Origin of the sequence: Jatrophihabitans sp. (assembly GCF_046262535.1) — a bacterium.
GTDB lineage: Bacteria > Actinomycetota > Actinomycetes > Mycobacteriales > Jatrophihabitantaceae > Jatrophihabitans.
The window spans coordinates 1-13,944 of the sequence record NZ_JBHEMO010000101.1 but is presented as its reverse complement, the minus strand read 5'-3'; the positions used below and the strand labels follow the sequence as shown (position 1 = coordinate 13,944).

Here is a 13,944-nt window from a genome sequence, read left to right as displayed (position 1 = left end):
GTCGGCGTCTACAACTCGATGGCGGAGTTCACCGGTCGCACCGAGAAGTGACCCGGTCGTGGTGGGGCTGGGGGACCGACGAGCATGCCGTTGCCGGCGCTGAACTCGAGGCGCTGACCAGCCGGATCAGCACCCTGCTGCCCGACCACGACCTGACCGACCATGCGCCGCCGGACCCGGCCGCGCTCGGCCTGCCGCCGGCGCGAATCTCGCCACCGTCGACCCTCGCGGGTCTCGCCTCGGACGCATCGGCCGACCGCGCGGCGCACGCGCACGGCAAGGCGTTTCGCGACGTGGTGCGCAACGTGCACGGATCGCTCGACCACGTGCCCGACCTGGTCGTCCGGCCGCGGAATGAACGCGACGTCGTGGACGTGCTGGACTGGTGCTCGCGCGAGGGGACGGCGGTCATCCCGTACGGCGGCGGCTCGTCGGTCGTGGGCGGCATCGAGCCGCGCTTCGCCGGCCCGGCGGTGAGCCTCGACCTCGGCCGGCTGGACGCGCTGATCGAGGTCGATCCCGTTTCCCGGGCCGCGCGGATCCAGGGCGGAGTCCTCGGACCGCGGCTCGAGGCGCAGCTCCGCCCGCACGGGCTCACCCTGCGCCACTTCCCACAATCGTTCGAGTTCTCGACGTTGGGCGGCTGGCTCGCCACGCGCGCCGGTGGACACTTCGCCACGCTCTACACGCACATCGACGACCTGGTCGAGTCGCTGCGCGTCGTCACACCGGTCGGGGTGAGCGAATCGCGCCGCCTGCCGGGCTCCGGAGCCGGCCCGTCACCCGACCGGCTCTTCCTCGGGTCGGAGGGCACGCTCGGCGTCATCACCGAGGCCTGGCTGCGCGTGCAATCACGGCCCCGCTGGCGCGCGCAGGCGGCGGTGCGGTTCGACTCCTACCCGGCCGCGGTCAACGCCACCCGCGAGATCGCCCAGGCCGGGCTCCACCCCGCGAATTGCCGGCTGCTCGACGCCGCCGAGGCGTTCATCAACGCCGGGGTCGGGGTGGCCGGAGGATTGCTCGTGCTGGCCTTCGAGTCGGCCGACCACCCGGTGGGGACGCTACTGACGCGGGCCCTCGGCATCGCTCGCGAGCACCGCGGATCAACACCGGACGGCGTCGTCGAGTCGGGGCCGGAGAGCGCGGCCGAGCGGACGGGGGCAGCCGACGACTGGCGGGCGTCCTTCCTGCGCATGCCCTATCAACGCGACGCGCTCGCGCGCCGGGCGATGATCGTCGAGACGTTCGAGACCGCGTGCACCTGGGATCGGTTCGAGGCACTGCACGCGGCCGTCATCGGCGCGGCGCACGACGCCATCGCCCGTATCGCCGGCGGCGGCATCGTCACCTGCCGCTTCACACACGTGTACCCGGACGGTCCGGCGCCCTACTTCGGGATCTACGCCGGCGGACGGTGGGGCAGCACGGTGGCGCAGTGGGACGAGATCAAGGCCGCGGTGTCCGACGCGCTCGCCGGCGCGGGCGGGACCATCACCCATCACCACGCGGTCGGGCGCGACCACCGTCCCTGGTACGACCGGCAGCGGCCGGAGCCGTTCGCGGCCGCGCTGCGTGGAGCCAAGGGCGCACTCGACCCGGCCGGCATCCTCAACCCCGGCGTCCTGCTCTAACCCGCCTCCCCGGAACTCTTCTGCTGTTTTTCCTTCCAGCCGGCTCTCGCGCGCCGCTGTTGCCTTCAGCTTCCAGCCTCGACTCAGGTCAGGGGTGCGCGGCGAAGAAGCCCTCGGCACTGTGCGCGATGCGCCGGAACATCAGCGCGTTCAACGGGTTGGTCAGCTTCAAACTCGGCGCGCTCACCCGGTTGCCCTCGAGCGCGAACGTCCACGTGAAGCGCGATCCCGCCCGGTCCGTTTCGACCAGGTAGTCCTCGCCGAAGCGGCGCAACATCGGGCGGTTCGCCTCGCGGGCGTAGAACGAGAAGCGCGAGCCCTCCTCCCAACGGAAGAAGTGCTCGTGGAACGTCACTGCTCCGAGCGGTAGCACGACCGTGCGGGTGGCGCCGAGCCCGAGGTCCGACGTCCACTCGATCGACTTCAACAGGGGCGTCCAGTCGGCGACGCTGTGCTCGGACGTCAGTGACTCCCACACCCGAGCCGGCGGAACCGGCAGATGCGTCGAGTACCGGTAGACATGCGAGGCGTCGGTGAAGAAGGACTCGTCGCACGCACCCATCGGGTACCAGCGGGCCATGGCTACGGGTGCGTCGCGAAGTACTTTTTCGCGCCCGCCGAGAACTGGCCGAAGGCCGCCTTGTTGACCGGGCCGAGGATCTTCATCACCGGCGCCAACCGGCGTTTCGGCTCGATGGCGATCGTCCAGGTGAGCAGCGCACCGTCGCCGTCCGGCTCGATGACGTAGTTCTCGGCGAACTGCCGCAGGCCGGGGCGGTTGGCGGCTTCCACGTAGAAGGAGTAGCCCGAGCCCTCGTCCCAGCGGAAGAACCGCTCGCGGACCGTCATCGATCCCAGTGGCAGCACGACCTCTCGAGTCGTCCCCACCCCGAACGGGCGCGGCGTGGTCCAGGTCAACCGCCGAACGCCCAGTCCCCAGGCCGCCAGGCTCTCGTCGGACGCGAGCGACTCCCACACGCGCGCGGGCGGCACGCGCAACCGGATGGGGTAGCGGTATATCTGTGACGCCGTACTGAAAATGGTGATATCGGCAGAATCGAGCGAATACCAACGGGCCATTCGAGCAGCATGCCGTACGCCCCGCCGTGTTGTAATACGCGCGTCACCCGTCAGCTGAGGGAGCCTGCCCATGTCAGTGATGCCAGTCGTCGACGACCCGAACCGCGACTACGGCGACAAGGTCGCTGCGGTCGAACCCGGAGGCGTCGAGGCCATTCCGCTGGACGAGCGCCACGGCAAGCCACACGGCCTGTTCTGGACGTGGACGTCGCCGAACATGGAGTTCGCGACGATCACCGTCGGGCTGCTCGGCCCGATCGCATTCGGGATGGACTTCAAACAGTCGGTCCTGGCGATCGTCCTCGGCACGCTGCTCGGCTCTGTCACGCACGCCGTGCTGTCGAGTTGGGGGCCGGCCAGCGGGCTGCCGCAGATGGTGCTGAGCCGGCGGGCCTTCGGCTTCATCGGCAACATCATGCCGGCCGGCGTCAACTCCCTCGTCGCGGGCATCGGCTGGTTCGCCGTCAACAGTGTGAGTGGTGCGCTGGCCCTGCACGCGTTGGCCCACGGGCTGCCCAAGCCGCTCTGCCTGGTGATCATCGTCGTTGCGCAGATCGTCATCGCGTTCCTCGGCCACAACCTGGTGCACGCCTTCGAGCGGTACGCGTTCCCGGTGCTGACGGTCGTGTTCGTCATCGGCGGCATCATCGTCTTCAGCAAGGCGCACTTCTCCGCGCCGGCTTCGTATCACGGCGGGATCGGCGGCTTCCTCATCATGACGGCCGCGGCGTTCGGGTACGCCTGCGGCTGGAACCCATACGCGGCGGACTACACGCGCTACCTCGCACCGGACTCGCCGCGCAAGGCGGTCGGCCTGTTCGCCGGGGCCGGCGTCCTCGTGTCCTGCGTCTTCCTCGAGATCGTCGGCGCCGCCGTCGCCACCGCGACCAAGAACCCCGCGGTCGACCCGAGCACGTTCTCGAACCTGTTGCCGACCTGGCTCGGCAAGCTCGCCCTGCTCTGCATCGCCATCGGCGCGGTCGCGGCCAACGCGCTCAACATCTACTCCGGCGCGCTGTCCTTCGTCGCCGTCGGGATCAAGTTGCCGACCCACATCGCCCGGGCCGTCGTCGCCGTGGTGTTCGGCCTGATCGGATTCTTCGTCGCGCTGAGCGGCCTGCACGGCAACACCGCGTCGAAGTACGAGAACTTCCTGCTGATCATCTCGTACTGGATCGGGCCCTGGCTCGCCGTGGTGTTCCTCGAACGGATCTTCCGCCGCAACCAGAACGCGACGATGTGGCTGGGTGAGAAGAACAACGTCAACTGGGCCGGGCCGATCGCCATGGGCGTGGCCACCGCGCTGTCCATCTGGCTGTTCGCCAACCAGCCGCCGAAATACGTCGGCTACTTCCCGACGCACCACCCGAAGCTCGGTGACCTCACCTTCGAGGTTGGCTTCGTGGTCGCGGGCCTGTTGTACGCGGCGCTCTTCCCGATCTTCAAGCAGAAAGAGCGGGTGTGAGCGACTATCACGCCTGGTTGAACATCGCCATCGAAGAGGCGCAGGCCGGCCTCGCCGAGGGAGGCATCCCGATCGGGGGCGCGCTCATCGGGGCCGACGGGTCGGTCCTCGGCCGGGGCCACAACCGCCGCGTCCAGAACGACGACCCGTCCGTCCACGGCGAGACCGACGCATTCCGCAACGCCGGCCGGCAGCGCAGCTACCGCGGCACGACGATGGTCACCACGCTGTCGCCCTGCTGGTACTGCAGCGGGTTGATCCGGCAGTTCGGCATCTCGCGGGTGGTCGTCGGCGAGGCGCAGACGTTCTACGGCGGCCACGACTGGCTCGCCGAGCACGGCGTTGACGTCGTGCTGCTGGACGACGAGCGTTGCGTGCAGATGATGACGGACTTCATCGCCGCCCGTCCGGATCTGTGGAACGAGGACATCGGAGTCGACTGACATGAGCACCCCATCGTCCGTCCCGCTCATCGATCTGCAGCCGTGGTTCGAGGGCGACCACGCCGAGCGCGCCGAAGTGGCCGCCGCCGTCGACGCCGCCCTGCAGGACGTGGGTTTCCTGCTGGTCACCGGTCACGGCGTCCCCCGCTCCGCGCGCGACGCCGTACGGCAGGCCGCCCGCCGGTTCTTCGCGCTGCCGGTCGAGACCAAGCAGGCCTACGCCGTCACGGTCTCGGGTCGCGGATGGCTGCCGCCGGGCGTCGAGGCCAACGCCTACTCCGAGGGCACCGCGACGCCGCCGGACCTGAAGGAGTCGTTCGCCGTCGGGGCCGACCGCCCCACCGGTGACCCGGAGATCGACGGGTACTGGTTCCCGCCGAACGTCTTCCCGCGCGAGGTACCCGAGCTGGAGACCGCCGTCGTCGACTACCTCGCCCGGATGCAGGCGCTGGCCGACGAACTGCTGCGGTTGTGCGCCACCGGGCTCGGGCTGGCCGACGACTTCTTCACGCGGCACACGGGCCATTCGACCCACACCATGAACATCAACCGGTACCCGCCGCTCGACGTGACCGGAGCGCCGGAGGACAACCAGTTCCGCATCGGCCCGCACACCGACTTCGGAACGGTGACGATCCTCGACCGCGAACCGGGCAAGGGCGGGCTGCAGGTCTGGACCGAGACCGGTGGTTGGGAGGACGCCCCGTTCCACCCCGAGGCGTTCACCATCAACACCGGCGATCTGCTCGCCCGCTGGAGCGGGAACCGGTGGAAGTCCAACCGCCATCGCGTGCTGCCGCCTCAGGCCAGCGCGCCGGACGAGGATCTGGTGAGCCTCGTGTACTTCTACGAGGCCGACCACGACACGGTCGTCGAAGCACTGCAACCGCCGATCGGCCGGCCGAACCAGCACGAGCCGGTGATCGCCCGCGACTTCCTCCGCGAGCGCCTCGACGCGATCACGATGAGCTGAGCTGCTCCAGCGCCCGTCTGATCTCGTCCGGGACGGGCGTGGGGCGGCGGCCGTCCCGGTCGACGTACACGTGGACGAAGCGGCCGACGGCCGCCGGCTCGTCCGCGCCCTCGCCGAACAGGGCGAGCTGGTAGATCACGCTGGAGGTACCCAGCCTCTCGAGAGCAAGGCCGGCCGTGACCACCTCGGGGAAGCGCAGCTCGGCGAAGTAGCGGCACGACGTCTCGACGACGAGGCCGATCGCCGGCAGGTGCCGGATGTCCACGCCCGACGCCTCGATCAGCCACCCGTTCACCGCGGTGTCGAACATCAGGTAGTGCACCGTGTTGTTGACGTGCCCGTAGTTGTCGTCGTCGGACCACCGGGTCGGCAGCTGCCGGGTGACGGCGAAGTCCGAGCGGCGCAGCGCCCGCGCATCGTCGGGAGTCATGCCGCTGATGCTGCCAGCTCGTCGTCGACGAATCGATCGGCGGTCACCGGCCAGGCGACCGCCAGGGTGACGGCGAGCGCGACGTAGAGGACGGTCATCGGCAGCGCCCATGAACCGGTCGCGTCGAACAGGGCACCGAACAGCAGCGGACCGGTGCCGGCCACGATGTAGCCGATGGCCTGGACGAAGGCCGACAGCGCCGCCGTCGAGGCTGCCGTGCGGGACCGCAGGCCGATCAGGGTGAGCGCGACCGGGAAGTTCCCGGCCCCAACCCCGGCCAGCACCATCCAGACCCACGCGCCGCCCGCTGGGGCGACGACCATGCCGGTGTAGGCGATGAGGTTGCACACGCCGAAGCCGACGAGCAGCGCGCGGTGGTGGCGCTGCGGCACCCGTGGCGCAACGAGCGAGACGGGGATGCCGACGGCGGAGAGTACGGCGACCATCGCCCCGGCCGTACCGTGCGAGAGGCCGTGGTCGTCGAGGAAGCGGGCGAACCAGCCGAAGCTGATGTAGGCCTGCATCGACTGGGCGGCGAAGAAGATCGTCAACGCCCACGCGGTGCGGCTGCGGGTGAGCGCAGCCATCGACAGCATCGCCCGCGGCGTGTCCAAGTGCGCGCGGTCATGGCGCATCGTCGGCAACCACGGCAGGGCGGCCAGCACGGCGAACACCGCCCACGACCCGACGCCACCGCGCCACCCGCCCGCGACATCACCGATGGGGACGGTCAACCCGGCAGCCGCCGTCGTCCCGACAGCCAGCGCCGTCGAGTACAAGGCTGTCATCGCGCCGATGTGGTCGGGGAAGTGCTCCTTGACCAGGCTCGGCAGCAGCACATTGCTCACCGCGCCCCCTGACAGCGCGACGAGGCTGAGCAGGGCGAACCAGACGGCGCTGTCACCGATCGGTCGCAGCGCCGCCCCGGCCGCGCTCAGCAGCAGCGCGGCGACCAGCAGGCGGTGGGCGCCGAACCGGCGCGACAGACGCGGGGTGACCGAACCGAGCCCGGCAAAGCAGATGACCGGCAAGGTGGTGATGCCCCCGGCCGCGGTCCCGGACGCGTGCAGCCCGCGTTGGAGGTCGTCCAGCGCCGCGCCCACGCTCGTGACGGCCGTGCGCATGGTCAGCCCGGTCAGGGCCAGGGCGGCGATCAGCAGCCACGACCGGTTCCGCGGCGGTGCTGATGACTGCGACGACGGCACCGACCTCACTGACGCCATCCTGCCGTGCGCGGACCGTGGTTACTGCGGCGGACCCAGCTTGTCGACCCGAAGGATGCACCCGCGCATCACGGCCGGCCGGATGGCGGTCGACGTGCTGCCGGGAACGCCTACCCGCACGCTGTCCGACAGCGGGGCGTTGCAGGTCTGGGTGTAGTCGTGCAGGACGCTCTCCGCCACATCGCCCGGAGCCAGCGTCCGCTTGGACGTGGTCGGCGACGAGGGCTGGGACGGATGGCCGATCGGTTGTCCGTTGCGCAACAGCGTCACCGTCGGGAAGCCGGCCAGCACGCAGGTCTTCGTTCCCGCGTTCGTGAACTGCAACGCGGCGATCTCCTGGCCCAGGCTGGCCGAGCCGCTGATGACCCGCACGGTCACCGTCGTGCAGGTCGAGTGCGGCGCCGCCGACGAGACGGCCGGCGCCGGCGCGCTCGTGGAGGTTGCCGGGGAGGTCGACGGCGGGGCCGAGGTCGGCGCAGCGGAGCTGACCGGGGACGGCGGCGCACTGCTGGCCGGCGTGCTCGGCGCAGCCGGGGAACTCGAGACCGCGGCCGACGGGTGGCCGGACGTGGTGCACGCGGTGACCGCGGCCAGCAGCGCGAGGGCCGCGAACAGGCCGGCCCCGTGCCTCGCAATCATGTGGTGGCCGCCGGACAGGCGGTCACGAGTCGATCCGCAGGTCGGTGGCGTGCGGCAGGCTCGAGACCTGGAGGCGGGCGTCGGACTGCAGGTCGGCCCACAGCTTGTTCCACGCCGATACGCCGGTGATGCTCCCGCAGCTGCCGGCCTGCGAGCAGGCCGTCCACTCGGTCAGCGGCCCGAGGAAGTTGATGCGCGGCTTGGCGAACGCGATGCCGGTCAGCGAGATGTACTTCCACTGGTCGGCCATCGTGTAGTTGTAGACCTGCGGCAGGTTCTGCGTCCTGGTCGGCGCCGCGCCGGCGGCCAGGTTGTACAGGCCGGCCATCGTCCAGCCGTTGTTGCACGTGCGGTTCACGGCGGTCCACGAGCAGCCGTCGGCCGAGCCGTTGAACACGAACCGGGCCCCGGTGTTGGCGAGGTAGCCGCTCAGCCAGCTGCTGGTGGCGCTGTAGGTGGACCGGAAACCGGGCTCGATGTCGTTGGCGCCGGCGATCGTCATGTTGGCGTACTGGGCCGCGTACGTCACCACCGGATTGACCGCCTGCGTGGCCCACGCCTTGCCGCTGGTCGAGGACACGTCCATGTCGTTGTTCGTGCCGATGGCGATGGTCACCGGCGCGCTCGACCGCTGACCGCTGTGGTAGCCGTCCACATAGGACTTGAGGCACATGACCAGGTCGGCATAGGTCACGAACCGGGTCGTCGCACTGAGCACGACACCGCCGTCGGCCTGATCCTGACCGCCGATGTCGAGCAGGATCAGATAACGGTGTCCCGAGGGGTTGGCCAGCGCGTCGGCCTGTCCCTCGGCGCGCATCACGCTGAGTTCGGTGGCCGTGGCGGTGCGGATGTTACGGATGTAGCGGCTGGTCGACACCGGCGCGGCGGTCGTCTGGGCCGGGATCCCGCTCGGCGTGGTCACCGTCGGCGACACCCCGGCCAGCGAGGTTCCGGCGACGTTCGTGGCGGTGACGCTGAACCTGTAGGCGGTGGAGTTGGCCAGGCCTGTGAAGGACGCCGATCGGGCGGCGGCACCGACGACGACCGTCTTGCCACCCGGACTCGCGACGACCGTGAACTTGGTCCAGGGCGCTCCGCCGTCCGACGCCGGCGCGACCCAGGTGACGGTGGCCGTGCCGATGCCGACACTCGCCGCCACTGAACGCGGCGCGGACGGGGCGACCGGGTTGACGGCGTTGACGACCTTGCACCCGAGGGACACATCCGACCCGCCGCCGACGTTCTTCGCGGTCAGACAGATGGTGTGCTCCCCGGCGTCGGCAGTGACGACCGCCGACAGACCGTGGTTGGTGCCGTACGCGGGGTACTTGGTCGGGATGTCGGAACGGGCGGCCGAGGCCGCCACGGTTGCATACGCGACGCCGTCACGGGTGACCGCGACGGACACCGGCGCAGTGGTGTCGGGATCGATCGACCAGCCGGTGACCTGCAGATTGGTCGTCGCTGTGTCCCGGGTCAGGCTTTCGAAGGCTCCGATGGGGCGCAGGGCCAGCGTGATCGATTGGCACGACGCGACCGAGTTGCGCGTGCCGTAGAGGACGTTGATCCCGATGGCACAGATCGTGTGGGTTCCCGACTTCATCGTGAGCGCCGCGCTGAAATTGTGCCCGGTGTGCGTCGTGCCGGCGCCGTTCGCGGTGACCGTGGTCGCGGTGACGCCGTCCACCGTCAGCCGGACGGGGATGGCCGCGCTGGTGTCGGGGTCACTGGCCCAGCCGGTGACCTTGGCGCCGGTGGCCGTTGCCGTCGGGACGGCCAACGACGCGGTGGGCCGGAAGTTGAGGACAACCGAGCGGCAGGCGAGCGCGGTGTTGCTGCCGTAGAAGACGTTGTGCGCGGTCACGCAGACGGTGTGCGTCGCCTCGGTCAGTTGATAGGACTGGTCGAAGCCGTGCGCGGGCCCGGCGCTGGGGTAGGCCGTGGCCACGTCGGTCCGGTTGAGATTCGCGAGCACCGAGTGGGCGATCCCGTCGACGGTGATCGTCATCGTGAGCGGCGACGTCGGCGCGTCCGGGTCCCAGCTCCATCCGTACACCCGCAGGGCACCGGCGTGTTGGCCTATCTGGTTGATGCCGACCCGCGGGCTGTCGTTCAGCGTGAAGGTGGAACACCACAGCGTGTTGTCCGCGCCGAAGCCGATGCTGGTGGCGCGGATGCAGACGTTGTGCTTGCCCTGGCTGATCGCAAGGGTCTTGGCGAAGCCGTGATTGGGGCCGACGCCCGGGTACTGGGTGGCGATGTCCGGGCGGTACCCGGAAGCCGGGAAGCGGGTGATCGTCTGGTCGACGGCGACGCTGATGGTGACCGGGGCGGTCGGGTCGTCACGGTCGAAGGCCCAGCCCGAGACGTTCATATGGCCGTGGGCGGCGGTGAGGTGCTCGGCCTTGCCGACCGGCCCGTAGTCGAGGGTGTAGGTCGAGCAGCGCAGGGTCGTGTTGGCGCCCGCGCCGACGTTGTCGGCGATGACGCACAGCGTGTGCTTCCCCTCGCTGACCGGCATGACCGTGTCGAAGCCGTGATCGGGGCCGGCGCTCGGGTACTTGAGCGCGACATCGGGCCGGGCGCGGTCGGCGATCGAGGACCCGATCCGCACCCCGTCCACCGTGATGTCGACCGAGATCGGCAGCGGGGTGTCGGGATCGACGGCCCAGCCGACGAAACGCACGCCGCCGGGCCGACCGTACATGTGCTCCCCGACCCCGACGGGCGATCCGGGCAGGGTGGCGGCGTCAGCGCCGCCCAGCAGCTGGGCACCGCCGACGACCGAGATCCCGATGACCGACAGTGCCGCCGCGAGCGCGGCGACCCCGCGGCGCCGACGGGGTGGCCGGCGCAGCACGATGGCGCCCGATCGTGAGTACGAGACGCGGGGGCTGCGTCGAATCATCTTTGAGAATCCCGTCGGCCGGCGGCCCCGAGGCCGCGAGTCGTCGGACGCCGCCCTGCCCAGCCGAGCGCCCGCCCGCGATGTAACGCGGACGTGATGATGAAACCATCGATGTTACGGATGTGACAAGTGTGGCGGCTGGTAGACACGCCGGGAACTCGCAGAAATTCAGTGCAGCGGCAGCTCGTACTCGGCGAACTTGTCCCGAAGTGTCTTTTTCGAGAACTTTCCGACGCTGGTCTTGGGCACCTCGTCGATGAAGACGACGTCGTCGGGGATCTGCCACTTGTTCAGCCGGTCGCCGAGGAAGGCGAGCAGCTCCTCCTTGCTGACCTGTTCGCCGTCCTTCGCGACGACGCAGGCGAGCGGGCGCTCGCCCCACTTCGGGTGAGGCACGGCGATCACCGCCGCCTCGGCGACCTTGGGGTGCGCCATGATCTGGTTCTCCAGCTCGACGGAGCTGATCCACTCGCCGCCGGACTTGACCAGGTCCTTGGTGCGGTCGACCAAGCGGACGTAGCCCAGCGGCGAGATCGCCGCGACGTCGCCGGTGCGCAGCCAACCGTCGGCCGAGAACTGCTCGCCCGGCTCGTCGGTGCGGTAGTACTGCCGGGCCACCCAGGGACCGCGGGCTTCGAGCTCGCCGGTCGCCTCATCGTCCCACGGCTGGGTCTCGCCGGTCTCGGCGCTGACGATCCGCAGCTCGACACCGGGCGGAGCGAGTCCGGCGGTAGCCCGAACGGCGGCCTTCTCGTCCTCCGGCGCGTCGGCGAACTCGCCGCGTTCGACCGCGACCGACCCGATGGGCGACGTCTCGGTCATTCCCCATGCCTGGGTGATGGGGAGGCCGATCTTCTCGCGGTAGGTCTCGGACAGCACGCGCGGGACGGCCGAGCCGCCGCACACGATCAGCCGCAGCGAGGACAGGTCGCGTCCCTCGAGCAGGGGCACCATGCCCATCCAGATCGTCGGCACGCCGGCAGTGAAGGTCACCTTCTCCGACTCGAGGAGCTCCATGATCGACCCGGGGGACAGATCGGGGCCGGGCATGACCATCGACGCACCGGCCAGCAGGCAGGCATAGGGCAGGCCCCAGGCGTTGGCGTGGAACATCGGGACGACCGGGAGCACGCGGTCGCGGTCGCTCAGCGAGAACGTGCTGACGGTGGTGGCCGCGTTCGAGTGCAGCCAGGTCGAGCGGTGGGAGTACAGCACGCCTTTGGGATTGCCGGTGGTGCCCGTCGTGTAGCAGAGCGCGGCGGCCTGCCGTTCGTCGGTGACGCGGTCGCTGAAGTCGACCTCCTCCGCCGGCCCCACCACGTCCTCGTAGCGGACCACGCGGGGATCGTCGGGCAGCGCGGCCGCCGCGCCGTCGTCCATCACGATCACGTGCCGCACGCTCTCGAGCTGAGGAAGGTACTTCTCGAACAACGGCAGCAGCGACCGGTCGACGAAGATCGCTTCGTCCTCGGCGTGGTTGACGGTGTAGATGACCTGCTCGGGGAAGTAGCGGATGTTCAGCGTGTGCATGACCCGTCCGGTGCCCGGGATGGCGAAGTACAGCGCGAGGTGACGGGCGGTGTTCCATCCGAACGTCCCGACCCGCCCGTCGGCCGAGATTCCGACCGAGTCGAGGTAGCCGGCGATCTTGCGCGCTTCGGCGAGGACGTCGGCCACGGTTCGGCGCTCGATGCCGGTCACGGTCCGGGTCACGATCGGCTTGTCGCCGTAGTACCGGCCGGCGCGGGCGAAGATCCAGTTGGTGGTCAGGGGGACGTCCTGCATCAGACCCAGCATGCCGCGATCGTCGCTCAGGAAGCGGTCGCGGGCAAGGCGGTCGGCGCACTAGTACCTCCTCTGCACCTGATAGGTATGCGTTTCGACGCCGGTTGCCTGGAAATAGGTCTTCGCGCCGGCGAGGAAGTCGCGGACGGAACCGTTGCGGCTGGCCGCGACGTCGGCCGCCACCGGCACGTAGGACCCGTCGATGTCGTGGTCGCCGAGGACCGTCCCGTCCCCACGGGGCGACGACACCGTCGTGACGTTGGGCCGGTCGGGATTGGCGACGCCGTCGAGATGCGGGACCACGTCCCGGGAGTTCTCGAGGGCCAGCAGTTGCACCCGGCGCGGCAACGAGACCGCGGTGTGGCCGATCGGCGATCCCGCGGTCACGACGTGGGTGACGTCGAACTCGCCGCTGGCCGACGCGTCCCGCGCGGTGGTGACCGCGACCATGCCGCCTTCGCTGTGGCCGACCAGCATCACCTTGTCGCTGCGCCGCACACCGGCGCGGCGCATCGCCGCCAGCACGCCGTCCTCGTAGGCGGTCCGCTCGCCGACGAGCGCCCGGCCGTTGGTGGTCAAGCTGGTGATGTCGTGGGTGGGCAGCGGGTCCCACGACTTGGTCCCGGTGATGTCGACGATCGCTCGGCGCGACCCGTCGGGCATCGTCAGGATCCGCACGTCGATCTCGCCGTGTGCGGCGTCGCCGTTGCGCTGGGACAGGTCGCGGAGCACGTCGGTCAGCCGGCGTGGCGGACGCCCGGCAACGCCGCGCCGGTCGACCCGCGCCCGCCGGAGGACGCCGTGCCCGTCGGGCACGCGCTTGCCGATCGTCGTGAGCAGCGCGGGGACGCCGAGGGCAGTGACCACCACGTCGGCGAGTTGCGGATCGCGGGCCACCACCGCCTCGGCGGCCGACAGCGGGTTGCCGGTGGCGGCCAGTGCGGCGGCCCCGGCGGTCAGCGCCGGCCCGGCGGTGAGCGCACCGAGCACGACGTCCTGTACCCGGCTGCTCACCCGATCGACGCCCTCGTAGGCGGCAGCAGCCAGCCGCAGCTCGGCGTCGAGGGCCCCGCATTCGACGCCGGCCCAGCTCAGCCCGCGCCATCCGTCGAGCGCGCTCAGCAGCTCCAGCTCGAAGCGGGCGAAGCCGACCGGATCGAACACCGAGGAGCTGACGACAGTCGGGGCGGCCAGGTAACCGTGCAGGCTGAGGGCAGCGCCGAGGGTGTCCTCACCGACCGCGCCGAATCGGGCGGCGAGGGCCACCATCGCCTCGCAGTCGGCGGTGATTCCCGAACTGCCCCCGCGCACGGAGACCGGCAGTGGTGCGGGCAGGGGTTGGGTCATCAGAGACCGACCAGGTG

At 70.2% G+C, this 13,944-nt stretch carries 12 protein-coding genes; 4 read left to right on the top strand and 8 right to left on the bottom strand.

Annotated features, from left to right (window positions below; translation table 11 throughout):
* Positions 1 to 47: 47 nt before the first annotated feature.
* On the top strand, positions 48 to 1,631 hold the full coding sequence (locus tag ABR571_RS14220) for an FAD-binding oxidoreductase (RefSeq protein ID WP_409453860.1): 1,584 nt from the start codon (positions 48 to 50) through the stop codon (positions 1,629 to 1,631).
* 88 nt (positions 1,632 to 1,719) lie between these two features.
* Here the strand turns inward: ABR571_RS14220 and ABR571_RS14215 are convergent, their stop codons facing one another.
* Complete coding sequence (locus ABR571_RS14215) at positions 1,720 to 2,211, bottom strand: SRPBCC family protein (protein WP_409453859.1); 492 nt, start codon at positions 2,209 to 2,211, stop codon at positions 1,720 to 1,722.
* A 2-nt stretch (positions 2,212 to 2,213) separates the two neighbouring features.
* Complete coding sequence (locus tag ABR571_RS14210) at positions 2,214 to 2,624, bottom strand: SRPBCC family protein (RefSeq protein WP_409453858.1); 411 nt, start codon at positions 2,622 to 2,624, stop codon at positions 2,214 to 2,216.
* 157 nt (positions 2,625 to 2,781) lie between these two features.
* On the opposite strand from ABR571_RS14210, the gene ABR571_RS14205 reads away from it, so the two are divergent.
* Genes ABR571_RS14205 through ABR571_RS14195 form a run of 3 tightly spaced genes read left to right on the top strand, consistent with a single transcriptional unit; the run spans position 2,782 to position 5,592 of the window.
* Positions 2,782 to 4,176 (top strand): purine-cytosine permease family protein, encoded by a 1,395-nt coding sequence (locus ABR571_RS14205; RefSeq protein ID WP_409453857.1) that lies wholly within the window; start codon positions 2,782 to 2,784, stop codon positions 4,174 to 4,176.
* Entirely contained in the window at positions 4,173 to 4,619 is a 447-nt protein-coding gene (locus ABR571_RS14200) for a nucleoside deaminase (protein WP_409453856.1), read from the top strand. Before ABR571_RS14205 ends, ABR571_RS14200 begins: the two co-directional genes overlap by 4 nt.
* A gap of 1 nt (position 4,620) precedes the next feature.
* Positions 4,621 to 5,592, top strand: a complete 972-nt coding sequence (locus ABR571_RS14195; protein ID WP_409453855.1) for an isopenicillin N synthase family dioxygenase — start codon at positions 4,621 to 4,623, stop codon at positions 5,590 to 5,592.
* On the opposite strand, the gene ABR571_RS14190 is transcribed toward ABR571_RS14195, so the two are convergent.
* From ABR571_RS14190 to ABR571_RS14165, 6 genes are all read right to left on the bottom strand, one after another.
* Positions 5,579 to 6,022 carry an acyl-CoA thioesterase gene (locus ABR571_RS14190; protein WP_409453854.1) on the bottom strand — a complete coding sequence of 148 codons (444 nt, stop codon included), beginning with the start codon at positions 6,020 to 6,022 and terminating at the stop codon, positions 5,579 to 5,581. The two genes, ABR571_RS14195 and ABR571_RS14190, sit on opposite strands and share 14 nt — an antisense overlap.
* Positions 6,019 to 7,236 carry an MFS transporter gene (locus ABR571_RS14185; protein ID WP_409453853.1) on the bottom strand — a complete coding sequence of 406 codons (1,218 nt, stop codon included), beginning with the start codon at positions 7,234 to 7,236 and terminating at the stop codon, positions 6,019 to 6,021. The genes ABR571_RS14190 and ABR571_RS14185 overlap by 4 nt, the downstream gene beginning before the upstream one ends.
* Before the next feature lie 30 nt (positions 7,237 to 7,266).
* Positions 7,267 to 7,884, bottom strand: a complete 618-nt coding sequence (locus tag ABR571_RS14180; protein ID WP_409453852.1) for a DUF4232 domain-containing protein — start codon at positions 7,882 to 7,884, stop codon at positions 7,267 to 7,269.
* Positions 7,885 to 7,906: 22 nt separating this feature from the next.
* Positions 7,907 to 10,795, bottom strand: a complete 2,889-nt coding sequence (locus ABR571_RS14175) for a fibronectin type III domain-containing protein (RefSeq protein ID WP_409453851.1) — start codon at positions 10,793 to 10,795, stop codon at positions 7,907 to 7,909.
* A gap of 168 nt (positions 10,796 to 10,963) precedes the next feature.
* Positions 10,964 to 12,592 carry a long-chain fatty acid--CoA ligase gene (locus ABR571_RS14170; RefSeq protein ID WP_409453850.1) on the bottom strand — a complete coding sequence of 543 codons (1,629 nt, stop codon included), beginning with the start codon at positions 12,590 to 12,592 and terminating at the stop codon, positions 10,964 to 10,966.
* Between the two features lie 48 nt (positions 12,593 to 12,640).
* A partial coding sequence (locus ABR571_RS14165) for a hypothetical protein (protein ID WP_409453849.1) occupies positions 12,641 to 13,944 on the bottom strand: 1,304 nt, incomplete at its 5' end.